The 24,628-nt window shown below is 40.7% G+C and carries 19 protein-coding genes; 13 read left to right on the forward strand and 6 right to left on the reverse strand.

From position 1 onward, the window contains the following. Nucleotides 1-30: 30 nt before the first annotated feature. The 5 genes from N7974_RS12285 to N7974_RS12305 all read left to right on the forward strand — a co-directional run bounded on the left by N7974_RS12285 (nucleotide 31) and on the right by N7974_RS12305 (nucleotide 4,193). Nucleotides 31-1,422, forward strand: coding sequence for an NUDIX hydrolase (locus N7974_RS12285; RefSeq protein WP_262965899.1), 1,392 nt, complete (start codon nucleotides 31-33; stop codon nucleotides 1,420-1,422). Between the two features lie 11 nt (nucleotides 1,423-1,433). Further along, a complete protein-coding gene (locus tag N7974_RS12290) occupies nucleotides 1,434-1,673 on the forward strand; it encodes a hypothetical protein (protein WP_262965900.1) in 240 nt (79 codons plus the stop codon). 57 nt (nucleotides 1,674-1,730) lie between these two features. Beyond that, nucleotides 1,731-2,102, forward strand: a complete 372-nt coding sequence (locus tag N7974_RS12295; protein WP_262965901.1) for an arginase family protein — start codon at nucleotides 1,731-1,733, stop codon at nucleotides 2,100-2,102. A gap of 7 nt (nucleotides 2,103-2,109) precedes the next feature. Continuing rightward, a complete protein-coding gene (locus N7974_RS12300; protein ID WP_262965902.1) occupies nucleotides 2,110-2,583 on the forward strand; it encodes an arginase family protein in 474 nt (157 codons plus the stop codon). A gap of 314 nt (nucleotides 2,584-2,897) precedes the next feature. Continuing rightward, a complete protein-coding gene (locus N7974_RS12305) occupies nucleotides 2,898-4,193 on the forward strand; it encodes a PDDEXK-like family protein (RefSeq protein WP_262965903.1) in 1,296 nt (431 codons plus the stop codon). 852 nt (nucleotides 4,194-5,045) lie between these two features. On the opposite strand, the gene N7974_RS20770 is transcribed toward N7974_RS12305, so the two are convergent. The 6 genes from N7974_RS20770 to N7974_RS12330 all read right to left on the reverse strand — a co-directional run bounded on the left by N7974_RS20770 (nucleotide 5,046) and on the right by N7974_RS12330 (nucleotide 9,924). Next, complete coding sequence (locus tag N7974_RS20770) at nucleotides 5,046-5,273, reverse strand: DUF4357 domain-containing protein (protein ID WP_394813116.1); 228 nt, start codon at nucleotides 5,271-5,273, stop codon at nucleotides 5,046-5,048. Next, nucleotides 5,219-6,055, reverse strand: a complete 837-nt coding sequence (locus N7974_RS12310) for a GIY-YIG nuclease family protein (protein ID WP_262965904.1) — start codon at nucleotides 6,053-6,055, stop codon at nucleotides 5,219-5,221. Before N7974_RS12310 ends, N7974_RS20770 begins: the two co-directional genes overlap by 55 nt. Nucleotides 6,056-6,269: 214 nt before the next feature. After that, nucleotides 6,270-7,100, reverse strand: coding sequence for an arginase family protein (locus N7974_RS12315; protein ID WP_262965905.1), 831 nt, complete (start codon nucleotides 7,098-7,100; stop codon nucleotides 6,270-6,272). Nucleotides 7,101-7,152: 52 nt separating this feature from the next. Further along, nucleotides 7,153-7,392, reverse strand: coding sequence for a hypothetical protein (locus N7974_RS12320; RefSeq protein WP_262965906.1), 240 nt, complete (start codon nucleotides 7,390-7,392; stop codon nucleotides 7,153-7,155). After that, nucleotides 7,389-8,801 carry an NUDIX hydrolase gene (locus N7974_RS12325; protein ID WP_262965907.1) on the reverse strand — a complete coding sequence of 471 codons (1,413 nt, stop codon included), beginning with the start codon at nucleotides 8,799-8,801 and terminating at the stop codon, nucleotides 7,389-7,391. Before N7974_RS12325 ends, N7974_RS12320 begins: the two co-directional genes overlap by 4 nt. Nucleotides 8,802-8,946: 145 nt before the next feature. Then, the gene (locus tag N7974_RS12330) at nucleotides 8,947-9,924 is read right to left on the reverse strand and encodes a helix-turn-helix transcriptional regulator (RefSeq protein ID WP_262965908.1); all 978 of its coding nucleotides are present in this window, start codon (nucleotides 9,922-9,924) and stop codon (nucleotides 8,947-8,949) included. Between the two features lie 1,059 nt (nucleotides 9,925-10,983). Here N7974_RS12330 and N7974_RS12335 point away from each other — a divergent pair. From N7974_RS12335 to N7974_RS12370, 8 genes are all read left to right on the forward strand, one after another. Then, complete coding sequence (locus tag N7974_RS12335) at nucleotides 10,984-12,888, forward strand: bifunctional diguanylate cyclase/phosphodiesterase (protein ID WP_262965909.1); 1,905 nt, start codon at nucleotides 10,984-10,986, stop codon at nucleotides 12,886-12,888. After that, the gene (locus N7974_RS12340; protein ID WP_262965910.1) at nucleotides 12,875-13,579 is read left to right on the forward strand and encodes a transglutaminase-like cysteine peptidase; all 705 of its coding nucleotides are present in this window, start codon (nucleotides 12,875-12,877) and stop codon (nucleotides 13,577-13,579) included. Before N7974_RS12335 ends, N7974_RS12340 begins: the two co-directional genes overlap by 14 nt. 375 nt (nucleotides 13,580-13,954) lie before the next feature. After that, complete coding sequence (locus N7974_RS12345; RefSeq protein ID WP_262965911.1) at nucleotides 13,955-14,554, forward strand: polysaccharide biosynthesis/export family protein; 600 nt, start codon at nucleotides 13,955-13,957, stop codon at nucleotides 14,552-14,554. 34 nt (nucleotides 14,555-14,588) lie between these two features. Then, complete coding sequence (locus tag N7974_RS12350) at nucleotides 14,589-15,806, forward strand: TonB-dependent receptor (protein ID WP_262965912.1); 1,218 nt, start codon at nucleotides 14,589-14,591, stop codon at nucleotides 15,804-15,806. 1,666 nt (nucleotides 15,807-17,472) lie between these two features. Beyond that, nucleotides 17,473-19,497, forward strand: a complete 2,025-nt coding sequence (locus tag N7974_RS12355) for a LamG-like jellyroll fold domain-containing protein (protein ID WP_262965913.1) — start codon at nucleotides 17,473-17,475, stop codon at nucleotides 19,495-19,497. Between the two features lie 172 nt (nucleotides 19,498-19,669). After that, a complete protein-coding gene (locus tag N7974_RS12360; protein ID WP_262965914.1) occupies nucleotides 19,670-21,097 on the forward strand; it encodes a right-handed parallel beta-helix repeat-containing protein in 1,428 nt (475 codons plus the stop codon). 571 nt (nucleotides 21,098-21,668) lie between these two features. Further along, a complete protein-coding gene (locus tag N7974_RS12365; protein ID WP_262965915.1) occupies nucleotides 21,669-22,574 on the forward strand; it encodes a glycosyltransferase family 2 protein in 906 nt (301 codons plus the stop codon). Between the two features lie 772 nt (nucleotides 22,575-23,346). After that, a complete protein-coding gene (locus N7974_RS12370; protein ID WP_262965916.1) occupies nucleotides 23,347-24,447 on the forward strand; it encodes a lipid II:glycine glycyltransferase FemX in 1,101 nt (366 codons plus the stop codon). The last annotated feature ends 181 nt before the right edge of the window (nucleotides 24,448-24,628 follow it).

Genomic DNA, 24,628 nt, shown 5'->3' on the forward strand with positions numbered 1-24,628 from the left:
TAGCTTTAACTTATAAGGCACCAAACACAGATGTCAGATCACTCACGTAAAAATTCTACCGTATTAGCGGCTGTTTCTTCCTTCATGTCCTGCCACGACAAAGAAGATTATGAAGGTGTTTTTATCATTGCTCGCCAGCGTAATGACCTTTATCAGATATTTTCGGGCGGTACCGCCGATGACCCAGAATATGTCGACGAATGGATGGGAGCGCCGTTTATTATGGAATCCATGCTTAATGATATCGCTGAAATGGGCGATCCGAAGAAGCCCCATTTGCAGATAGTTAAAGATAACAAGGGACAGGTTCCGGTTAAATCCTCAGTACCTGACATCAGCAGCTATCCTGAAATGATGCAACCTATCTATCAGAAATCGTTGCATCCAGATACCCGCTACAATGACGACGATGAACTGATTGATGACCCTGGTGTTTGCCATCCTCGTCTTAACAACCACGGTGAATGGGTCACTATTTTTCATCCCACTCATCCCTTGCCCATGTCAGCCTTTGCCGATCCGACAAAATTGGCCATTATGTTGCCCAACGGGCAATCCCCCACCGCAATAAATGACATTGCTTTTCAGCCTTGGACAACCGCGCCTGAAACACTGGCCGGTTGGGTACATGTTGAAGGTCAGAAAAAAATCGATGAACCACCACTGAAACCCAAAAACGGCAAAAAAATAGCTGCTGGTGTTGTCGTCATTGAATCGGATGGCCGTTTTTGGCTCGTGGCTCCTACCAATGCCTTTGGCGGCTATAAAGCTACTTTCCCCAAAGGCCGAGTGGAACCTGGTATGAGCCCTCAGACAACAGCAATCAAGGAAGCTTTTGAGGAATCAGGATTGCAGGTCGAAATTACTGGCTTGATTGGAGACTTTGAACGTTCGACAACTATCACCCGATATTACACTGCACGCCGCTTAGGTGGATTACCTACTCAAATGGATTGGGAGTCGCAGGCGGTTATACTGGTGCCGAAACCGCAGTTGTTGAAGGTACTTAATCACGCAAATGATCATGCGGTGATTCAGGCGTTGAACAAACTTAACCTTGAAGTGAACGAGAATAACGACAAAATTTTGATAGCCTCTATCGGTGGTGAAGGTGGCGGGGCGACTATTTATGGCCGCCAAAACGATAATGCCTGGACATTTTGGCGCGAAGGCTCTTCCATGGATGCTGACGATATTGATATTTGGATTCCTTACCGCTCAGAGCAGGTTCCGGAACTCGATGACGCGCTGCCGCACTGGTGTATGAACGCCTATCCGATGGAAATTAATCCATCGTTTATACCCTGGTTCAGAGAGCGCTATGAACAACACTGCAAAAACGCTTCGGCATTCCCAGAGGACTCTTACGGTAGTGATAAAGACAGATGGCTGGAAATTCTGTATAAAAATCAGAAAATTTAACCGTAAGCACTATGAACCTGCTTTTAGCCGCTGTAGCTGCGGCCAACTGCTACAACTTGCCGCCTGATCAACTTGCTTACTGCCGCGCTCTTGAACATCATGAGGTGGCTCACTGCTACAGTATTCAGGACAGTGCGTTGCGCACAGAGTGTCGGGCACTGCTGCATCAGGAACCCAGTGTATGTAATGGCATAACAGACCCTACCGAACGCCATCTGTGTCGATCCAAGACTGAAAACAAGGCGCAGTAACCAGTAATGTCGAATGTTGACCCTTGTTAATAATTTTTTTATTAACAGGACGTTGTTATGAAAGTATTTTATACTCTTAAGATGGTTGCAGATTCTGAATCGTTCTTACCCAGCTCTTCTAAGCCAATATTAGTTGTTGAGTCATGGCTAGCGCATGGCTTCACTATTGATACTGTTGAGCCAAGTCCAGTAACGGCTGAACAGTTATATCGCGCGCACAAGCCGGATTATGTGGATGGCGTCTTAACTTACCGCATACCTAATGGCTTTTACAACCGATCCAAAGCAGTTGCAAATTCGCTCATTTACACTAATGGCGCGATGCTGGATGCCGTAAAGGATGCTATTTTAACGGGCGGCTTTGCTTGTGCTCCCGTATCGGTTTTCATCATGCCTGTTGGGATAAAGGCGGTGGGCCTTCACATTTAATGGTCTGGTGGTAACCTCTCTTGATTTGCTTACGTTGGGAACTGCCAAAACGGTAGGGATTCTGGATTGTGATAATCACTACGGAAACGGCACTGGCGATATTATCAAAAGTCTCGGTAACGAGGATCGTATTACCCATTTCACCACTGGAAAGAGTCACTTTGAGCCGGTTTCTTTCCTGAAAACACTGGCTGACAGGCTCAGAAATCTATACTCGGCTTGTGATGTTGTGCTTTATCAGGCAGGTGCAGATCTGCATATAAATGATACTCTCGGTGGCTGGATGACCACAGCACAATTGCATGAGCGAGACGTTATTGTATTTGAGATTGCTCGCGAGATGAGACTTCCTGTGGCATGGAATTTTGCAGGTGGTTACCAACGTGATGCAAATGGTCAAATATTGCCAGTCCTGCAGATTCACTACAATACCATGAAGGCTTGTCTTTCTGGACACCAAGATGGCCTTTTCAGCAATTAAATAGCATTAACCTATAATGCAGGGTTTCAAGTCCAGTGCCACAGATACGCACGCTAAGATTTGATGCAGCCAAAAATAATTGTTAAATCTATCTCATAAATTGATTAATAGACGGATTGTCCATTAATACGGTGCAAAACGATTTAGTGGGCTTGGTTTATCGTGTGCGTTGGGATTTTAACCCTCGTTGAGGGCAATTAAAAAGAAGAAAGTGTATATGAAAGAATTACTCAATACAGAAAAGACTCAAACAACAGTGGAGGAAATATTACTGACTTCAACTAATACGATAGGGCGAGATTTAAGGAAAAAACATGAATGAAAAAATGGATGTAGATGAAAGCTTTGATGATCTATCAATCGACCAAATAAGAAATGAAATCATTAAATTTAAAAATGATATAGGTTCACAGCGCCTAGATAATTATTACAGTACAAAATCATATAGTGAAATCCTTGGCGTCAGTAGAAGGGAATTAAGTCACAGCAACTTCATTGCATGGCTACTTAATGATCAAGAAAGCCATGATTTATCATCTTATCCAATAAAAAAATTTCTCGAAATATTAGTTATTTCGAGTAAAAACAGTCAATCACAGAAACATAAAGAGCTTTTTGACGCTATTATTACAGGTGATTTATCCATTAATAGTCTGAAGATATTTACAGAGATGTCAATAAAGGATGTTGGTAGAATTGATATATTTATTGAGTTAAATATTTCTTTCTCTGGCAAGCAACAAAAGTTAAGAATCATCGTAGAAAATAAAGTCACATCCAAAGAACATAGCGATCAAACAGTAAGATATTTTGATTATTTTGAAAGCTTAGAAGATAAGACGTGGAACAATCTATATATTTATTTAACTCCACTATCAGGTATTGAGCTTAGTGAGCTTTCAGAGCCTGAATGTTTATGTAAAGAGTATATTCAAACAAATTATCAAAATTTAGTTGATTATCTGCTTGAGCCGATTCTTAATAAAAACATTTCCCGAAAAACAGAAAATATTATAAAAGAATATTTACAAGCTCTAAGTCAACCAACACAAAACAATGAAGATGAAGAACATCGACAAGGGTTAATCATGGCAATAGGGAATGAAGAAAGAGATTTATTAACTAAGTTTTGGGATAAAAATCAAAAATTAATTTTATCTGCACTTTATGCAATAAGCTCAGATCCAGATCAAGAGAAAGATATAAGGGACAATATAAGTTCCGCCTTAAAAAGTATTTCTAGTAACCAAAAAGATAGAAGCCTGCTTTCAATTTTCTATAATGGTGAATTACAGGTGGATAAAATAAAAAAATCCGATCTTGGATATAGCACTGTGCATCTACTTGATGAGAAAAACCTAATTGATCAAGAAATGTTTTCTTTTCTAAGCAATGATAGAAGTTGTTCATTTCAGTTATTGAAACTAAAAGAGGAAATGACGCAAACAGAAATAAGGTACAGTAAATACAGGCCAAATACAGAACCAGAATTAATTTTTGATAACAAAGGATACTACGTTGCTAGAAATTGGGGGGTAGGTAATATTCAGAATTTTATTAAAAAAGTTACAAAAAAAATTCCTCTTCTTAGCTATGAAGTACATGAATAAATTTTTTATTATACCATTTTATTAACGGGTAGCCGCGTAGGGCAGGCATCGCGCAACATTTTTCATGTCAGAGGAAAAACCTAATAGGCTACCGACAGAAAACAATAATAGATTGTGGTGAAAATAAAACCGTTTTATGACTGCGGTTTTAAGTGCGCGATTCGCACCCACACTAAAGTGGGCTTCATTGTCCATACAATATTTAAGCCAAATTAAGAGGGCATCAATTCCGTTACAGCAGATTGGCGCTGTCCCATTTATTCTTTTTTTAAATATCGAAACAACTTGAAACTGCGTATATATGTATAAGGATTAAGGTGTTGTTTCAAGTTGTTGTGTAAGGTACTTTTAATTTGAGACATGGCTACTTTTGAACGGCATTTTTGGGTACTAATCGATATTTAAAATCAGTAATGTTGAATTTCTCTACTAAAGTGGCTGTGGTAACTTTTGGGTAACTCTATACAGATCAAAGAGGATTAATACAGATAGCAACGGTAAATCCTGGTTATTTTATTGTATATAAATCAACTGGTTAAAATTAACGACACCACTTTTAATGCGATGGTCGCGCGTTCGAATCGCGCACGACCCACCACCAAAGATAAAATAAATCAAGCACTTACGATTAGTCGAAGTGCTTTTTTTATGTCTGAAATTTCCCATGGCTGCATAGGCCAAATAAATGGCCTTATGAGTAGTCCCTACCTATAGATTTTCAGATAAATAATTTCTATGTATACAGATAACATTCCTTGAAAGGATGGTATCTGTATAAGCCTTAAATAAGGCATAGTGGAGATTTAATTTTTGAAAGTCTATAACAAGCGTAAAGTTAGAAAAGATCGGGCTTTAATTGTCTAAAGCGGCTTCATCCAAAGCAAGGTCCATATCAGGTAAAATGAGCGTCGCTTCGCTGAAACTGGCAGTAGAATCGCCGGCCATCCTTTCCATATCCCATTCCGCATAGGTTTTATTAGAGGGCAGTTTCCAGGCAGTGGGGCCAGCTTTTGCCGTTCCACAGATTATAGACGCAGCAATCGAGGGTGATTTGACTGAACAATCTTTTGAAAAAACCAACCCCCGGAATTTTCGATTAAAATTCCATCCGCTATAAGTTGATTGCGGTACTTTTTAGCGCTTTCCGGAATCTTAGGCGCAGCTTGGAGCTTGGCTATAGAATTTTCTTTAATGATCCAATTTCCTGTCGTACCAGAAACAATTGCTTTAGCCGAAAATCCTCCTCCTGAAAAAGAAAATTCCGGGCTGTCCAGATTTTCAGTGCTGCCGGGCTGAACAGAATCGGTCTGTGTTGCCAAATGATGACCCGTGACCGGCTTAAACAGATCCCAACCCAATGTTCCTGTAATCGTTTTTGATTGCTCTATAAATTTATTCATTGCTGCCGCATCAGGACGAGGTAACTTTCCTGCTTCTGTTGGCTGCTGGTCGTTAATTAATTTCCATCGATTATTTTCACTGGCGGCTTTGATTAATATCGCTTCAACATACCGGGCATGGGATTTGGTTAAATTCTCATCTTTACTCACTAACGCAATAGTGTCAGTCCAGAATTCTAGTTTTTGTCTATGATTGCTGTTATGAATATATAAACGCCTAGCAACATCATCCGATTCCCCAATGTAGACAATGTTGCTATCAGGATCATCTGGGTTCGTGCCTAACAATAGATAGACTCCTGGGCGGCTTATCTCTTTAAACTCATCTTTTACACGAGCTAACTGGCTACGTCGAAAGGCGATGGCCTGAATGGTTGACATGTCTATTTCAGCCGTCCGAACTCCATCTGGGTCGCCATCAAGTAGAAATATTTTGATTGATCTTGCTTTATTATTGGCCATTGTTTTTTTAATATTGTCAGGTAGGTAATTTAAAAATTTTATTGTCGCTGGCTGGTCTCAAAAGTTAAACCAGAGAAAGCAATTAATCTGCTAATAGAATTTACACCAGTTATTTATTCATTCCGAAAAGAATGTGAAAGAAATCAATAAGATATTCTCTGCCTCTTTCCATTGTAACCGATGGATATTGCAATTAATTATTGCAATGGCTTTATTAATGCCCAAAAAGACAAACTCTCATGGTATTGTCGTGGATATCGAGAACAGGACGAATGGTTCCCTGCTTATCGCGCTGATAGCCTCCAGCGAGATTCCAGGCAACCGGCAAGCCCATATCTTTTGCTGTTTCAAAAACAACCTGATCACGTAACCTTAACTGTTCAGTGGTTAGCCAACCTCCCAGCGGATCGTTAATCTGTGGATCGGCACCCGCCTGATAAAGTAAAATCTCACAATCAGCAAATGACCAGACCAATTCAGGTAATTTAATAAAAAAATCAGCTGGCATAATGCTTCGCTTACCAACGGTATGATGATGTACTAAATCCCGAATACCGAGCTCATCAATAATATCATCGGTGCCATTGCCATAATGTTGGTCACAATCCAGAATGCCAACCTTTTTGGCCAGACCGTCATCAAGCAAGGATAATGCGGTAACCATCAGGCCATTGAAGGTGCAATATCCGCCGCTCTGATTCCAACAAGCATGATGAAAACCCGATACGGGAGCACAAGCAACATCGCCTGTTAAAATAGCAGATTTGGCGGCATCAAGCATTGCACCACTGGTGTAAATCAATGACTTTGCCACGGCTTTGGAATGATTGTAAAAGCCGTTAGCTATTCGGCAGGTTAAGACGCCATCGACATAATTCGGCTTGTGCGCACGATATAGCTGTTCAAGAGTTACCGGGCTTGGTTCACTAATATCAATAGTGAAGCCATGCGCCAGCCATGACTCAACAACTAACGTTGGTTTGGAAGCGCTGGGTGAGAATGATTCAGAGTCGGCAACCATTTTTGGCGTATAAAATACTTTCATAACAACGTCCTGTTAATAAAAAATTAAGACAAAGGATGAGTAATCGCATGGGTTACCGCGCCTTATTCTCAACTTTCGATCGGCATAGTCGGCGCTCGGTAGGGTTTGTTACACCATCGCATAGCGTGGGCTGCTGATGTAATAGTGCCCGACATTCGGTGCGCAAAGCACTGTCCTGAATACTGTAACAGTGAGCGACCTCCTGATGTTCAAGTGCACGGCAGTAGGCAAGTTGATCAGCCGGCAGGTGGTAACAGTTGGCCGCAGCTACAGCGGCTAAAAGCAGATTCATAGCTCTTGCCGTTGAATTTTCTGATTTTTATACAGAATTTCCAACCATCTTTCTCTGTCTCTATCACTGCAGTAAGAGTCCTCTGGGAATACCGAAGCGTTTTTGCAGTGCTGTTCATAGCGCTCTCTGAACCAATGTATAAACGACGGATTGATTTCCGTCGGGTAAGCGTTCATCCACCAGGGAGGTAGTGCTTCATCCAGTTCCGGAACGGGCTCCGAGCGGTAAGGAATCCAGATATCAATGTCGTCATCATCCATGGAAGAGCCTTCGCGCCAAAATGCCCAGGTATTATCGGTTTGGCGGCCATAAATAGTTGCTCCGCCGCCTTCACCACCTATAGAGGCTATCAAAATTTTGTCGTTATTCCTGTTCACTCCAAGATTAAGTTTGTTCATCACCTGAATCACCGCATGATCATTGGCATGGTTGAGTACCTTCAACAGTTGCAGTTTTGGCACCAGCAGTACTGCTTGTGATTCCCAATCCATTTGGGTAGGCAAGCCACCAAGCCGACGTGCCGTGTAGTATCGGGTGATCGTCATTGTGCGTTCAAAGTCGCCGATCAGTCCCGTGATTTCGACCTGCAATCCGGCTTCTTCAAAAGCCTCTTTGATTGCTGTTGACTGAGGATTCATGCCCGGTTCCAGGCGACCTTTGGGAAAAGTGGTCTTGTAACCACCAAAAGCATTGGTTGGAGCCACCAGCCAAAAGCGACCATCAGGTTCCATAATTACAACCCCTGCTGCCAGTTTTTTACCTTGTTTTGGCACTAAGACGGGTTCATCCATAACCAGTTGCCCATCAACGTGTACCCAGCCTGCGAGAGTTGTGGGCGCTGACTGCCAAGCCTGAAAGTCAATGCCATTTAAGATCGCTGGTGCTTGGCCATTGGGTAACATCACGGCAGCGCTGCACGGATCAGCAAACGCCGACATGGGTTGGGGTGTTGTGGGATGATAGATGGATACCCATTTGCCTTGATCGTTAAGTCGGGGATGACAAACACCGGGGTCATCAACAAGCTCACCCTTGTCATTAAGGCGAGTGCCGGGGTGTAGTGATTTATGGTAGACTTTTTGCATTATCTCGGGGTAATCGCTTAGTTGGGGAATGGCAGATTCCACTGGCATCGGTGTATCGCCTCCGCCAATCACCTGTAGTTGCGGCGTATTGTCCTCAGCCATGGCAGCCATATCCTCGAATATCGCTTCGACAATAAATTGGGCCGCACCCCAGTCTTCGGCGTAATCAGGATCATCGGCGCTACCGCCAGTAAAGGCATCATAGAGACCGTTTCTCTGGCGCACAACAATGATAACCCCTTCATAATCTGCTTTATCATGGTAAGAAATGAAGGAAGAAACAGCCGCTAATACAGTAGAAATTTTACGCGAATGATGTGACATTTGTGTTGAGCACCTTATGAGTTAACGCTGATAAAAACCGTTCGATGGGTTTACTGCGGCTGTTCGACCGCAATAGAAATGAGTGTAGCGTGCATTAGGCTCAAATAGTGCGCCTTTTGAAAAAAGATAAGTTTTTTCCGGTTTATTATTTTGCTGCCGGGTATAACTTCGTCATGCCTTGAATAACCTCACAGATCGTTTGTCGTAGCGCTGGGGGGGCAAGTACCTCAACATGCAGTCCGTGCCGCAAAATATCCATGAGCAATTCAGTCGGCTCGGCATAAGGTACTTCCAGAATATAGTAGCCTTCCGTATCGTACTGTCCAATCTGGTCTGGATGCCACGATTCATCAGCTACCCAACGTGCCGCTGCCGGTGAAAAACGCAGACGGGCGCTATGCGCTTCGGAACCTGAATAAATACCATAACTACTGGCAAATTCTGCTGCCATGTCGGCATCAGAAACCTCATGAGCCGGTTCAGCAAGTAGCTCAATGGTTTCTAATGCATCTACCGAGAAGCGTCGTAATGCCTGCCGTTGATGACACCAGGCATCCAGGTACCAATTATTGCGATAAAAGACCAGTCGCTGCGGCGAAAGTATGCGATCAGTGTAATGGTTCTGTTCTCGGGAGTAATGACGAACATTGAGTTGTTGTCGAGCCAAGGTGGCACGTGATACCAGACCAAAATAAGTTGGATTTTTAAGGCGTTTACCAATGCTGGTGAGTTGTATGCGTTCGATCACTTGAGATGACTCAACCGTATTTTGCGCCAAAATGCTGTTTAAACGAGAGAGCAAGGGGGCAACATGCGGAGCCAGTAAGCCGGGCTCCAGTTCGGACAACAAGCGATGCATAGTCAATAGTGCATAGGTCTCATCAGCATTGAACCATAGCCCCGGTAACTCATAGGCTGGGCCGACATTGGCTGTATCGAAGCGGTAACCCCCAGCCGAGTAATCAAAGATGATGGGTGCATTGAATCGATCCTTCAGGTAAGCAAGATCACGTTTTAAGGTCGCCCAGGAAATGCCCAGGTCATCCAACAATGCTTGGCGGGTTAGCAACTTGTGGGAAGTCAGTAGCTGGTCAATACGATAAAAGCGTTCGGTACGGTTCATAGTGAGTTTTTTCGTAGAATGTCGATTGATATTTTCCAATCCCATTACCAGTTGTTATCGGCATTGAGATTGCTTACGTAGAGTTCTACCGGTTTCCCATTACATTGTAAAGAAGGCGGCCCCGGAATATTTCATATTAATGGGCGTGATTAGATCCTGACAACATTCTTGAAATTATTATAAGCAATAGTCTGTGTGAGTTTTTTTAAGGCTGTTGAAATATCGGTAAGAAGTGTTTAGGCAATGTCTTGATCCCACGTTAAATCAAAGCTAAACATCGCATTTTGGTGTACAAATAATGCGCATCGCCAAAAAACAATCAAATACTTAGAACGATGCACAACTACTTGGAGCTACTTTTTATGTGTGCTATCCTGTTAATTATAGGAAGATAAAAGGAGTTTAAAGTAGTAGGTTGGGGAATTTTAATGCGATGGTTGCGCATTCGAATCGCGCACGATCAACCATCAAATAATAAATAAAAACAAGCAGTTAGATTTAATCAGTAATTGCTTTTTTTATGCCTAAAATAAAAATACTCCAAATACTTTGTTAGAGGCTGTATTTCATTTTCTCTGACCTTTCTTCTTCCTCAGATATCTATAAATTACTCATGCAAATTGACGAAGATATTGACTTGGGTATATTAATTCTCGGATATCACCTTAGCTCAATATGTTGATCGGTTGCATCATGCAAAAACCGAAGCGAAGATTTACGACTATTTAGAATCCCACATCCCCATGTTAAAAAAGATGAGTGATAAACTAAAAAACCGGATATAAGAATTTAGGATGCACAATGATTGATTCAAGCTTTTTGGGCGCTATAATTATTTTTTCTACCTATAGACTTTTAGATAAATAACTTCCAATTAGTATATGAAATAACATTGATTTTAAACGCTTTTTTCTGTTATATTTGGAAACTTAACTTCTAAAAGACTATAGTTGGAGAGACCTTAAAAAGCTGGTAAAGCTTTTGGAAGTAACCAGATTAAACAACGACCTTCATTCGACATTAATTCTTAGTGCCAAGCGCATAAATTCTGGTGTATAAATGTCCTTATCAAAACAACTGTTAATATTAATTTCAGCCTTATTTTTAATACTTTTTAGTGTCAACTTTGTATTAAGTGTCAAAAATATCAAGACTTATCTGGAAGGCGAATCGCAAAGTCATGCGCAAGATACGGCAACCTCTTTAGGTTTGTCGCTAAGTCCCTACATGATGGATACTAGTGATCCAATAATAAAAACCATGGTCAGCGCCATTTTCGATATGGGGTATTATCAGGAAATTCGTCTGGTTGATGCCAATAATAAAGAGTTGATCTCTTTGACTAATGGTAAAAGTATTGACGGGGTACCAAGTTGGTTTATCAGTTATTTGCCTATGCCTTTAATTATTGCGCAAAGCGAAATAAGTTACAACTGGATGATACGCGGTGTGGTGTATGTCACTATAAATCCTTCTTTTGCTTATAGTAAACTCTATCAACAGGCTAAAACTTCGTTTTACTATTCGTTAATGACTTTTGCATTATCGATTATATTGTTAGTGCTGTTATTGCAAATAACATTGTCATCATTAAAAAGAATTAATGACTGTGCTCTACACATTGCTGACGGCCATTTTGAAACAATAGAAAACTTGCCATGGACTACTGAAGTAAGAAATATCACGGTATCGATCAATAAGATGTCGAAAAAAATAGAAAATACCATTATTGCTCTTAACAGTAAGTTAGACAAAATGGGTGCAAGTCTATTGCGTGACGATTTAACCGGGCTTTATAAAAAAGCGGTATTCGAAACTGATATTATGAATCTAATGATGGCTTATAGTCCGGCTTATCTGATGATAATCAGAGTGGACAGCTTACCTAATCTTGCCAGAGAGAGAGGCAACGATATTATTGACGAACTTCTGCAAGCCGTTGCTGAAAAATTGAAAATTTCGGAAGAACAACATGCAGATACCATAATGAAAACTTACCGTTTTTATGGTGGCGAATTTGCAATGTTGATCAAGAACGCCAATAGTGAGCTGATTGAATCAATTGCCAAAGCATTAAGCAACGATTTTTTCGAACTTGGCGAAAAATATGCCAAGTCTGGCCTGACGCATATTGGTATAGCCCCGGTTAATTCAATAGGTACTCCTGAAAGCATACTGGAGTCTGCTCATGAGGCTTATGAACAGGCACGATTAATCGGCCCAAACAGTTATTACATTCGTTCCGACGAGAGCTTTGCCAGAGACATTTTTGCCTGGAAGGAATTGGTTTTTAATTGTATTGATAATGCCGACTATTCGCTGTCTTATGTTGGTCAAATTACCTGTTTTCAAACTGAACAGCTTGTCATGGAAGAAGCTTTTACTCAAGTACATGACAAGAGCGGCCAATTAGTCGCCATTGGGCCTTTTATCTCAATTGCCGAGAAACTCGCTAAAATTATCGATCTGGATAAAGGCGTAATCAATAAGGTGTTGGATTATATTTTTAACGCTCAGATTTCACATGCTGTTGCTGTTAACTTGTCAACTGACACCATCAAAAATATCGGTTTTCGCCTTTGGTTGGAAAAGCTTATTAAAAATAATCCATTGGTAACTCAACAGCTGGTATTTAGTTTTTCAGCATATGCAGTAGCCCAAGATTTGGAGACCTATATTGATTTTATTGATGTAGTACATCAATGGGGCGGCAGAGTGATGATTAAGCGCTTTGAAAGCCAATCAATGCCACCTGAGCTTACAAAAAAGCTTAACCCCGATTTTATAAGGCTTGCCAGAGAAATTGGCAACGGTATCAGTCTGTCCGAAAAAAAGTACCGGTTTGTTCAGGCTATCCAACAAATGGGAGTCTTGTTGGATATTACGGTATTGGCTGAAAATGTTCATGCTGATAACGACTATCTTTTTTTAAAGACAATAGGGATTGCCGGTGCCAGCCGTTAAATACCTTATAGCTAGTCGCATTATTGTTATAATTGTTGTTATAGTTATACTTTATAGTGTATTTATCATTAGTGCATTTTTTTCAGAACCAAGCAGTGTTGAAGGTTGGTTGCAACTTCAGCCTGTTATGCTGGATAAGATTGAGAAAAAATATGGTTCGGCCGCGAGGCAGCGCTTTGTTGGTTGGCAGAAATTGATGGACACTGGAAAAATAATGACAGAGCAAGATAAACTCGAGCAGGTTAATAATTTTTTTAATCGTAATATCAACTTTGTCGACGACTCCGTTTTATGGCTAAAGAACGACTATTGGGCGACACCTCTCGAATTTTTAGCCAAGGGCGCTGGTGATTGCGAGGATTTTTCAATTGCCAAATATTTTACATTACTAGAAATTGGCGTTGATGAAAGTAAACTGCGAATTACTTATGTTAAGGCATTGGATTTTAATCTCTCGCATATGGTACTGACTTATTTTGAATCTCCTCAGGCTGTACCTTTGGTATTAGACAGCCTCAAGCCTAATATCCGTTATGCGACAGATCGTAATGATTTGTTACCGGTTTATAGTTTTAATGGCCGCAGTTTATGGTTGGCGAAAATCAAAGGTAGTGGGCAACTGGTCGGTAATGCCGATCAGCTAAATCAGTGGGCTGATCTTAAGCGACGGATGTTGGAAAAATTGCTTTAATCGTAACTACTCATCTATTAATAAATAGTGGGTTAAAGCCATTACAGATACCATCATTCAAGGGTGGTATCTGTTGGTATAGAAGTTATTTATCTGAAAATGTATAGCTACAGCTATACATTAGTGAGTCAAGTTTTGTTCAGAAATCGCCTAAGTTGTAGAAACGAAAAAACGTTCCTACTCACGTCCGGAAATTAAATTTCCAACTATACTTACAAGAGATTTTTAAAATCAGTGATGTTCTTGATGCCGCAGGAAAATTATTTATTTGAAAAGGTATGCTTGTTTTTAAAAATGCCAAGCGTATAGAAACGATAAATATGCGATTAAAACATACGTTGATAAATTAACGCGACGATTTCGGATTACTAACAAATGACCAGATTCATCTTAAAGAGTTTGATTTTTTCATATTATAGGGGCAATGCCGTGGTGTTTTTTTTCGGTTGCATACTTTGGCTGTCTAGCCAGTCTTTTGCCTTTGCGGCAGATATTTATCGACTTAACCCAGGTGACAAGCTGGAAATTACGGTTTGGCAGGAGGAGGACTTAAAACAGGAGGTCGTTGTGCTGCCGGATGGTACGATCTCTTTTCCCTTGGTTGGTCACGTCGCTGCTGCCGGTAAAACGACTGAAGACTTGGTTAGCTTGCTGCGGGAACGGTTGAGTAAATTTATTCCTGACTCCCAAATAAATGTCAGGCTGCTTGCTGCAGAGGGTAATATAATTTATGTTGCCGGCGAGGTCGCTCATCCGGGTGCATTCGTCATGAAAAGGCCCACAAATGTTATACAAGCCTTGAGCATGGCGGGTGGTTTGACGACATTTGCAAAAAAAAATGACATCATCGTTTTAAGGAGTGAAACAGACGGACGTAATAAATCTTTGCCCTTCGAGTATGGCGATATTGAGGATGGAAAAAACATAGAATCGAATATCCTGTTGCAAAGCGGCGATACTATCGTTGTACCTTGATTTGTTTCAGAAAAGCATGCGCTGGAACCAAATAATGACATTGCTTGTTATCGCCTGTATTGGCTGCGGGAGAGAGTTAAGTGCAGCCGAATGGACGTTGAAAGGATCTTTGGGACAACAATTTCAGTATAATGATAATATTGCCTTGAGTACTATTGGCAAAGAAGCTGTTGTTGGATACCTTTTAACACCAGTTTTACAAGCCGCCCGCAAGACAGAATCCTTGGATATTGGCTTTCAAGGGCAGGGTGATATTCGTCGTTACGATGATTCGCGTTGGGATTGTGATAATTATAATCTGGGTTTAAACAATGCTTACCGCACCAAGCGCAGTGTCTTTAGTTTAAATGGCGGGTATACCGTTAGCTGTTCTTATGCTCAACAACTCACCCAGACCGGGATATTGGTACCTAATAGTCAGTCTACAGATTATCGAGTGGCACCCTCGTGGACTTGGCAGTGGACAGCTCGTGATCAAATGATCCTGGCTTCTTCATATTCCAAAACAAGCTACAGCAACTCTTTAGGTGGCATCGCTTCAAATACTGACATAGGTTTCAGTGGTAATGATACTTACGCTGTTAATCTGAGTGCTAATCATCTATGGAGTCGACGGCTTTCTTTAAATGGAAAGCTTGTTTTTTCCAATATCCAATACACAGGGTCAGACTCATCGACTCAAAATCTGTTTGGCTTTCAACTGGGAACCAATTACACCATTAACCACTATTGGGCAGTCAGTGCGAGCGGTGGCCCAGTTTGGGTTGATACCAAACAAAGTTCGTCTGGACAGGCCTCTTCGTTGTCTTTAGGGAGTATTGCCAATATCAGTTTAAATTTTAATGGCCAGTTGGCCAAATTTTCTGGCGGATATTCTAACTCGGTTAATCCGAGTGCCATTGGGCAAACACTACAAACCAGATCCATATTTGCCAATTATTCGTACCGATTATCCCGGCATGTTGTGCTGGATCTTGTCAGTAGTTATTCACGTAGCGAATCAATCGGCGGGCAGTCGACTGATAATATAACCAGCCAATTTAACCGTAGTTACTTTACTGCATCTCCAGGCATTGTCTGGGAGCTTGAAAAAAACTGGAGACTGAGAGGCAGTTATAGTTATCGTTGGCAGGATTATCAGCAAGACAACAATGTAGCCAATATAAATACGGGGGTGAGCGATTCTAATTTAGTGATGCTTTCTCTAAACTATTCTTGGGATGGAATGCATGGCTTTCCCATAAAAAATTAACTTGCTCAAGCAGTATCAATGCTTGGTTTTTTTCTTAAACTGCTCAACAGTTTCTTAAGTGAGCGCTTGGAATAGCAAAGTAATTTGATTTTTAGTTAGTATCTGTAGGTATTTGTACGTATTGTTTATTGATGGTTGTAGTGCTACTATTTTTCCGGCTACTGGAATTATGAACATTTTATATATTACTGTTAACAATAGTCCGTTGTTATACTCTGCACGGTAACGAATGCGGAAAACATAAAACAGAAACACATTAACCCTTTGTAATATATGGTGTTAAGTGCATTTAAGAATCCGTAATAGTAATTGCACGGAGTATAGCTTCTAATTGCAATCTATGAAACATGCATAAATTTACCAGAAGGGTATTAATTTATAGACAGATGAACTGAGTGTGTGTTTTAAGTTGCCCAACTTTTTTCATGCGTGTTCTGATCCTATCATTTTGTCCAAGATTGCTCGCAATAAAATGATACAAATAATTTGCTTCCCCTCTTTGAAACAGCCTTCTTGTATGGACAGATATTTGTTCTTGTAAACTCTGTATTCAGTTGGTCCTTGTAGATTATACTGGAGTGACGCAGCCATGAATGGCAGAAGGTACATCTAATCTGCAGCAAATATCAAAAACACTAAAAGTAGGTGCTCCAGGTGATTCATGTAATGGTTGCCGATTAGAAAGAGGAAGTTTTAAATATACCATTCGTTTTACTTTACCCCTGATTCCCAATTTTCAAAGGGGGAGGGTGCTTAACCATGCTGGTTTGTTATTTCTTACGATCTGACTAATGCTTGCGCGTATGTTTTAACGTTAGATATAAAAATTCATTTTATCGAGATATAGTCAGTCTATTTAAAAAATTCAAAAGATTATATTTATTGCATCAACATATATTTATACAAATAGTTTTTGTGTTTGTTATGAAGATTAAATACAGTTTTTACAGGGGCTTTATGGCCTCCTAATATATTGAAAACGATATTTATAAATCAATTGGTTATCTACTTTTAATGTAAATAATAAGTTGTTATCAGTAATTTAAGATATCTGGTCAAGTCTGTATTTCAAACTGTGAGTCGCGGTAAAAGTAAGCACATTTTCTTATGAGATATATTGTTTTTAAAGTTGCCAGCAGAATCGGTTATTATTTATAATAACCATAAATTTTAAAGGTAATAGAAATAGTCCAATGGGGTTGTTTTTACCGAATATCCTGAAAAAAGAAAGAGTTAATATACAGAAGCCTTTTCTTCAATTATTTATGCTTTTAACTAAACGATTGGACTCAGCGATATATAAAGATAATTCTTGTCGTATAAATAGATAAAATTACAATAAATATTAATTACTTGGAATATATTGCCCTTTTAAAACATAGGTATTCATACAATTTTTCTGCATAATAAAAACAATGAGTTATAAAGATATAAAACTCCCTGTTCTGTTAAACAGGCAGTAAAACTTGTGTAGATGTTTATATTTTCAAGGGACTATAGATTTTCAGATAAATAATTTCGATGCTAACGGATAACATCCCTTGAAGGGATGGTATCCGTAGGAGTTTACAGCGATGCGAATGGAAATTTAATTTCTGAAAGTCTATATCTAAAATAGCCATTTCGTAGTTGAATCAATAAGTTAAACTTAGGTGAGGGTGCGGTTATGAATATTAGAATCGATTTACGCAGCTCGTTTATTAGCGCGGGCTTTTCAATGATATTAGGTTTCCTGTTGTGGCAAACAGCCTCAGCGAGTAATGGGGAAGGCATTCCCAATTGGCTGTTTTGGTTTTATGGTCGACCGGAATGGATTTTAGCGCTGGTACTGGCCATCATCTTTGCCGGATTAGCATTATTAGCCTTGGTTGCATATCCTCGCTGGCGAGAACTTAATAGCTCAAAGCCCAAGACATTTTATTCGGCAACTTTGGGTGGAGCAGTGCTGGGAGTTCTGATTGCCCTGTTAATCGCCGGCTCATGGAAGGCCTATATGTTTAACTATCAGCCACCAACCTCGGTGGTAGGAGCAAGCACAAATTTGGCGTGGGATGCCAGTACGTCAACCAATGTAGGTGGTTATATATTGTATTATGGTCAAAATAGCGGCAATTATACGGCAAACGTTGATGTAGGTAAAACGACCAGTTATACCGTTCAGGGCTTGCAAGAAGGCGCTACCTACTATTTCAGGTTGAAGGCCTATGATACAACACGAACTATCCAGAGTGCTTATTCCAATGAAGCGACGTTAACGGTACCTGTTACACCTATAGTAACGGCGGATTTTACACCAAGCGTAACCAGTGGTGTCGAGAATTTGATGGTGAATTTTACACCCAAGACAACGGGGACAGTTACGAGTTGGGTATGGGCTTTTCCAGGATCATCGACACCTTCTGTCACGAACTCAACGGCTCAAGTTGTTAGCGTGACCTATCCAACCGCAGGGACTTATTCAGTCAGTTTGACTGCAGTTTCACCCAGTGGAAGCATTTCCAAGACTTATCCGAATCTAATTACTGTCACGGCACCATTGCCACCGCCACCACCACCAATTGTTTTGCCTCCTCCTCCACCAGTTGCAGTCAGTAGTTTAGTTGGCTTGGTAGCGGCCTATGGTTTTGAGGAAATCAGTGGTACGACTGTTGCTGATGCTTCAGGAAATGGTAATCATGGCACAATTAGAGAAGCCGTCAGTATCCCTAACGGGCATAGCGGGAAAGCGCTAAAATTTGACGGTGTAAATGACTGGATTACTGTCAATGACAGTCCTTCACTGGATCTTTCAATAGGGATGACGCTCGAGGCATGGGTATATCCACAATCCACAACTGGTGACAGGACTGTAATATTGAAAGAAAACTCTACGCATGAGTTATATAGTCTCTATTCGATGGAGCATAACCCTGTACCTATTTCATTTATCAATGCTGGAAGTTACAGTTACGTCTCAGGCCCCAGTCAATTGCTGGTGAATAAGTGGTCGCACCTTGTAGCAACCTATGATGGACAATATCAGCGGCTTTATGTCAATGGCTTACAAGTCGGTATGCAAACGCAGAATGGTTTGATCCAACAATCTGCAGGTGTGTTACGTATCGGTGGAAACAATATGTGGAGTGAGTTTTTTCAAGGCTATATTGACGAGGTACGTATCTACAATCGAGCTCTGACCGCAGCGGAAGTTAGCTATAATCTGGCGACCGCAATCAGTGTGACAAATCCGCCGAAGTTTATCATGGGCAATCAGACCCTGGAGCCTTGGGTTGGTTATAATACTCAGGGCAAGGCACAAGCATTCCAGACAGTTCCTCAAAAGTCCGGAATAGTAAATGCTGTACAGGTATATCTGCATGCCAGTTCAACGGCTACGGCACTGGTTGCCGGTGTCTATAAAGACAATAACGGTCATCCAGGAGCGCTTGTTGCTCAAGGTTCACTGAGCACACTTAAGTCAGGAGCATGGAATACGGTACCGATTCCGGTAGCCTCGGTTACTGCTACACAACCCTATTGGATTGCAATACTGGGGTCGAAAGGACAAATTGCATACCTTAACCGAATAGGCTCTGCAACAGGCCGGATGGAATCAAGTTCTTCCAACAGACTGACTACATTACCTGGTACCTGGACGGGAACAGCATACCAAACCAATTCGGCTATGTCTGTGTTTGGGCTGGGGTATTGATTGGTTCGCTGATTACTGCCAATTACTCCAAATAGTTGGCAGTAATCGCCAGATTTTGACTAAGTTAAACGTCTATATTTAAATATAATTTCAGCAAAATTATTCTATATTTTTTACGAGGCTGGATCTATTTCAATACCTAGCAAACAGAAAAATCAACGAGGACTTTGACATGAAAAAACGATTAACGATATTTATAGCGATGGTTTTAGCCATCTACTTTTTTCTGATTGGTGGAGTGTACGCTGCAACAATCACAGCAGCGAGTTGTTCGCAAGCAAACGTTCAAACGGCTATAAATTCTTCCAATACGGGAGATATAGTCTCCGTTCCTGCCGGGAACTGTACATGGTCGGGCAACTTAACCATAGCGAATACAAAGAAGTTAACCTTGATGGGCGCCGGGATGAACTCAACGATAATTTCTGGAGGAGCGTTCAATCTGGGTCAGTCCGGATCAAGAGTCACGGGGTTCGGCTTTTCAGGAGGTATAATTAATGCCGATGGATACAATTTCCGCATCGATCATTGCCGACTCACATTTTCGACGTGGACTGATGGTATTGCCGTCATGTCAAGAAACATTAACCCCCCTGTGATTGTAACTGGACTGGTTGACAATAACGAACTCAACAACATGCGCGTTCGTATAGACGGAACCAACTATATGATGGTGGAGGGTACAATGCAAAACCAGTTGTGGATAACCAATCTTGATATTGGCGGACCATCAGCCGTATATATCGAAGATAATATCTGTAATACAGGGTCAGGCGGTGTAAATTGCGTAGACGGAAACTATGGCGGGAGGTATGTATTCCGGTATAACACTATGAACGGATTAGATACAGAAGCGCATTCGGTTATGGGTGATAACAGAGCTGAGAGAAAATGGGAGATTTACGGTAATATTATAAATAATACTGGCTCCAACATTTATTTTCCTTTCCGTATTCGTGGCGGAACAGGGGTTGTGTTTTACAATAGTGTCATCGGGAATTGGAGCAACGACGGAATTGCTCTTGATAATGTCAGAAGTTATTCTGCGGTAGGCTCTGGCGGTCAATGCAATGGAACCTCACTGTGGGACGGCAATCAGGATGCAACCGGCTATCCGTGCCGTGATCAGATAGGGCGCGGCGGAGATGCAGCGTTATGGGTTAATTCTCCTCCAGCGGGATATAATCAACCGCTTGTTCCCGTGTATGGTTGGCTTAATAGAACCGAGACAAATGGTAACGTTCCGTTTATGGTTATCAATTCGTCAGGTAATCATATCAAAGCAAATAGAGACTATTACGACTACACCGCATCTTTTAACGGAACATCAGGAATGGGAGCAGGAACCCTGGCTAATCGTCCTGCAACGTGTACAAAAGAAGTAGGGTATTGGGCAACAGATCAATCAACAACAAACCTAACGGGAATGGTAGGAGCGCATCCCTCTACACCTCTATCCGGTACATTATATAAATGTACAGCAAACAACACCTGGACGGCTTATTATACCCCCTACACTTATCCTCATCCTTTGCAAGGCGGTGTTATTGTTCCAACGCCAACTCCACCTGCCGCTCCGACCAACTTACGAATACTTTAGATTAAGTATTTCTTTATCAGTACGCAATTAGTTTAATTTTAACCATGATTATGGGAGTGCCAGGGAAGGCTCTCTTCAATGCACTTCGTTTAGAATAAAATGCTTTAAACGATAGAATGAGTTGACAGACCCATGTGTGTATTTAATCTTGTAGATTTACGTAGAGAAACTGCAAGGTCATTACTAATTATTCAGTGCCCCCCAAAAAAGCCAAAGGTTTGTGGTATAACAGTTGCGAAAGTGAACTTCTCGTTGAGAGCATTAGTCAGTTTCGAATTTTTCTCTTGCCACCAGGTTTTGGTCGCCTATATCGCCAAGAAGATGTTGACTGCAGCTGGCAGAGTTAGATACGCGTGGAGAACTATCCATAAATTCAAGATTGGTGTATTCGATGAAGAAACACTTCATAAATACCTATTAAGTCGCTGATCAAAAGTATTTTAACAAAATCACATACGGTAGATTTCATAGACTATAATTATTTGAAGAGCTTGGTAATGTTAAAAATATTGAAAGACTTTTGAATCATTACTTACACAATATAAGAAATAATGGACATTGCAAACAAATAATGACTAATAAAAATAACCATTGTATCTCGGTTTGTATACTCACCTACAAACGGCCCGCAATGCTTGATAGATGTTTGCAAGAATTGCAAAATCAACAACGTGGAAAATTTAATTTTTCAATCGTGGTCGTAGATAATGACAGTAATCAATCTGCCAAAGCAATCGTAGATGACTGGAGAAAGCGCTCTTCTGTTGAAATCCATTATCATGTTGAATCTGAGCAAAATATCTCTTTGGCAAGAAACAAGGCTGTTGCAAATTCTTCGGGAGATTTAATCGCCTTCATTGATGATGATGAATTCCCGGAAAATACTTGGCTTAATAACCTATACTTAACTTGGGTTTCAACAACATCTGATGGCGTGTTAGGTCCTGTGATACCGCATTTCGCGATTAAACCTCCACAATGGCTTACAAAAAGCGGGTTACTTGAGCGCACATCATTCATAACCGGTATGGTACTTAAAGCTGAATATACGCGTACAGGCAACCTTTTATTTGACAGAAAAATACTTGACGGCGATGAGAGTCCATTTGATCCACAATTTGGAAGGTCTGGAGGTGAAGATAGTGATTTTTTCAGAAGAATGATTGGAAAAGGCCACGTTTTCGTATGGTGTAATGAAGCAAATGTATATGAGACAGTACCATTAGAGCGCTTTACGAGAACATATTTAATAAAAAGAGCTTTACTGAGGGGTGTAAGCGAGGCAAGGCTTCGTTCAATACCAAGGCGGGAAGTTCTAAAATCGCTAGTCGCGTGTCATTTGTATACTTTTGCCTTACCATTTCTTTTATTTTTAGGACACCATTTATTCATGAAATATCTCATTAAAGATTGTGATCATATAGGTAAGTTGTTGGCCAAATACGGAATAGAGATCATAAAAGAAAGAGATTTTTAATATATGGCGTCCATGATAATAGGGCAATGACCGTTAATATATATACTTTCAGAATTTAAATTTCTACTACGCGTTATTTAAAGCTTATGCAGATACCAGCCCTTCAAGAGCATAGGTATCTACACAAATTTTCCTCATAATAAAAACAACGAGTTGCAGAAGCGCCAAGCTCCATCTCTTGTTGGAGAGGGCTGGGGTGACGGATGCAGGAGGTAGAGCAATGCAGGAGCAATTGCCGACGACTGCACGGATGCAGGAGGTAGAGCAATGCAGGAGCAATTGCCGACGACTGCACGGATGCAGGAGGTAGAGCAATGCAGGAGCAATTGCCGAGGAGAGTAAAATCAAGCAGTTACATTCCCTTATCCCAACCTTCTCCCTTTGGAGAAGGAGCCGTAGGACTTGTGTAGCTATAGATTTTCAGATAAATAATTTCGATACTAACGGATAACATCCCTTGAAGGGATGGTATCCGTAGAAGTTTACAGCGAAGCGAATGGAAATTTAATTTCTGAAAATCTATATGCTTCAAGAGATGGTATCTGTTGGTATAGAAATTAATTATCTGAAAATTTATAGGTACCTACTTATCTTTATAAGAGTTGGCTGATTTTTAAATTAAAAAATTGTGATTATTATATTTTTATATTCTTGTGTTAGTCAGGCAAAGTTGAAAATATTTTTTCGCGACCTTTCGTTTATGACTGGCCAGTCAAGAATTGGCTTTGTAAAACCAAAAAACTTAATTTACGTTTAGAGAAAATGGGTATATATGAAAGTATTAAGCGGAGAATATAGTTCGGAATTTGGTCATTTCGATAATGAGTATTGGGGGAATCTCATGGAGACCTTCCAGGATGCAAATATTTATCAGACTCATCCCTACGATACTATACGTTATGGACGTTCTGGCGTTATACACATGATCCTGAAACAAAAGGAAACAATTGTCGCGGCAGCGCAAGCAAGAGTTCTACGATTGCCAGGAACAAAAATCGGGATTGCTTACTTAAGATGGGGGCCGATGTGGCGGTTAAAGGATAATCAGGACGAAACTGAAGTTTTTCGCCAGGCACTCCGCGCCCTTCGTAATGAGTTTTCCCATCGCAGGGGATTGGTTCTGCAAATTTACCCTCTGGCCTACCGGGATTGTGATGCGGAGTTGAATATAATTCTTCAGGAAGAGGGCTATAAGTACCAAGACAATAGCAAGACTGACCGAACATTAATCAGAGATCTTACACCCTCTCTTGATGAGTTGAGAGTCACTCTTGATCAGAAGTGGCGAAATTGTCTTAATCGTGGAGAAAGAAACGGTCTGGAATTGGTGTCAGGAGAAGAGGAAAGTTTTTTTGAAGAGTTTGAAAAAATCTATGAGGAAATGGTAAATCGTAAAACGCTTGTTGAGCTTAACGATATAACTCACTTAAAAAGGGTTCAAAAAGATTTGCCGGAGGGTCACAAACTGAAAATTATACTCGCTCGGTTAGACGGTAAGACTTGCGCCGGTGCTATTTTCTCAATGATCGGCAAGACTGGCGTCTACTTGGTCGGGGCGACGAGTGACATTGGAATGAAAACAAATGGATCTTATTTAGTTCAGTGGGAATTTATGAAGTGGTTAAAAGGAAATGGCTTCCTCTATTACGATCTTAACGGCATAAATCCACAAGCAAATCCGGGGACTTATAAATTTAAGCGAGGGTTGGCTGGCAAAAATGGAAGGGATGTTGAATTTCTTGGAAAATATCAAGTTGCGGACAACCGTTTAGGAAAATTTGCCATTAATTGTGGGGAGAAAATAATTTTTGGGTATAGGCGACTAGTCCGAACAAAAAGATATATGCAGCACGCGTTAATAAATAACAGTTAAAAGCATGTACAGTAAAGTATTGATTTATAAGCAAACGCAGATGGTATTGACTCACCTAGGTTCTGTTGACGTTTCACCAATCCGGTAGAATAAGCCATTTTGAATGAAATGAAGCGGATAAAATTAAGTGATGAAGAGTGGACTCGTATTTTGGCAAGCTTAAAAAAATTGCCTGGAGTTC

This window comes from Methylobacter psychrophilus, from assembly GCF_025583945.1.
In the GTDB taxonomy this organism is placed as follows: domain Bacteria; phylum Pseudomonadota; class Gammaproteobacteria; order Methylococcales; family Methylomonadaceae; genus Methylobacter_C; species Methylobacter_C psychrophilus.

Bases quoted from the DNA above. Each gene is read 5' to 3' on its own strand.
- N7974_RS12365 (WP_262965915.1), top strand. From the start codon at position 21,669: ATGACTAATAAAAATAACCATTGTATCTCGGTTTGTATACTCACCTAC.
- N7974_RS12310 (WP_262965904.1), bottom strand. From the start codon at position 6,055: ATGGCCAATAATAAAGCAAGATCAATCAAAATATTTCTACTTGATGGC.
- N7974_RS12295 (WP_262965901.1), top strand. From the start codon at position 1,731: ATGAAAGTATTTTATACTCTTAAGATGGTTGCAGATTCTGAATCGTTC.
- N7974_RS12320 (WP_262965906.1), bottom strand. From the start codon at position 7,392: ATGAATCTGCTTTTAGCCGCTGTAGCTGCGGCCAACTGTTACCACCTG.
- N7974_RS12330 (WP_262965908.1), bottom strand. From the start codon at position 9,924: ATGAACCGTACCGAACGCTTTTATCGTATTGACCAGCTACTGACTTCC.
- N7974_RS12360 (WP_262965914.1), top strand. From the start codon at position 19,670: ATGAAAAAACGATTAACGATATTTATAGCGATGGTTTTAGCCATCTAC.
- N7974_RS12355 (WP_262965913.1), top strand. From the start codon at position 17,473: ATGAATATTAGAATCGATTTACGCAGCTCGTTTATTAGCGCGGGCTTT.
- N7974_RS12305 (WP_262965903.1), top strand. From the start codon at position 2,898: ATGAATGAAAAAATGGATGTAGATGAAAGCTTTGATGATCTATCAATC.
- N7974_RS12315 (WP_262965905.1), bottom strand. From the start codon at position 7,100: ATGAAAGTATTTTATACGCCAAAAATGGTTGCCGACTCTGAATCATTC.
- N7974_RS12350 (WP_262965912.1), top strand. From the start codon at position 14,589: ATGACATTGCTTGTTATCGCCTGTATTGGCTGCGGGAGAGAGTTAAGT.
- N7974_RS12290 (WP_262965900.1), top strand. From the start codon at position 1,434: ATGAACCTGCTTTTAGCCGCTGTAGCTGCGGCCAACTGCTACAACTTG.
- N7974_RS12325 (WP_262965907.1), bottom strand. From the start codon at position 8,801: ATGTCACATCATTCGCGTAAAATTTCTACTGTATTAGCGGCTGTTTCT.
- N7974_RS12345 (WP_262965911.1), top strand. From the start codon at position 13,955: ATGACCAGATTCATCTTAAAGAGTTTGATTTTTTCATATTATAGGGGC.
- N7974_RS12285 (WP_262965899.1), top strand. From the start codon at position 31: ATGTCAGATCACTCACGTAAAAATTCTACCGTATTAGCGGCTGTTTCT.
- N7974_RS12370 (WP_262965916.1), top strand. From the start codon at position 23,347: ATGAAAGTATTAAGCGGAGAATATAGTTCGGAATTTGGTCATTTCGAT.
- N7974_RS12335 (WP_262965909.1), top strand. From the start codon at position 10,984: ATGTCCTTATCAAAACAACTGTTAATATTAATTTCAGCCTTATTTTTA.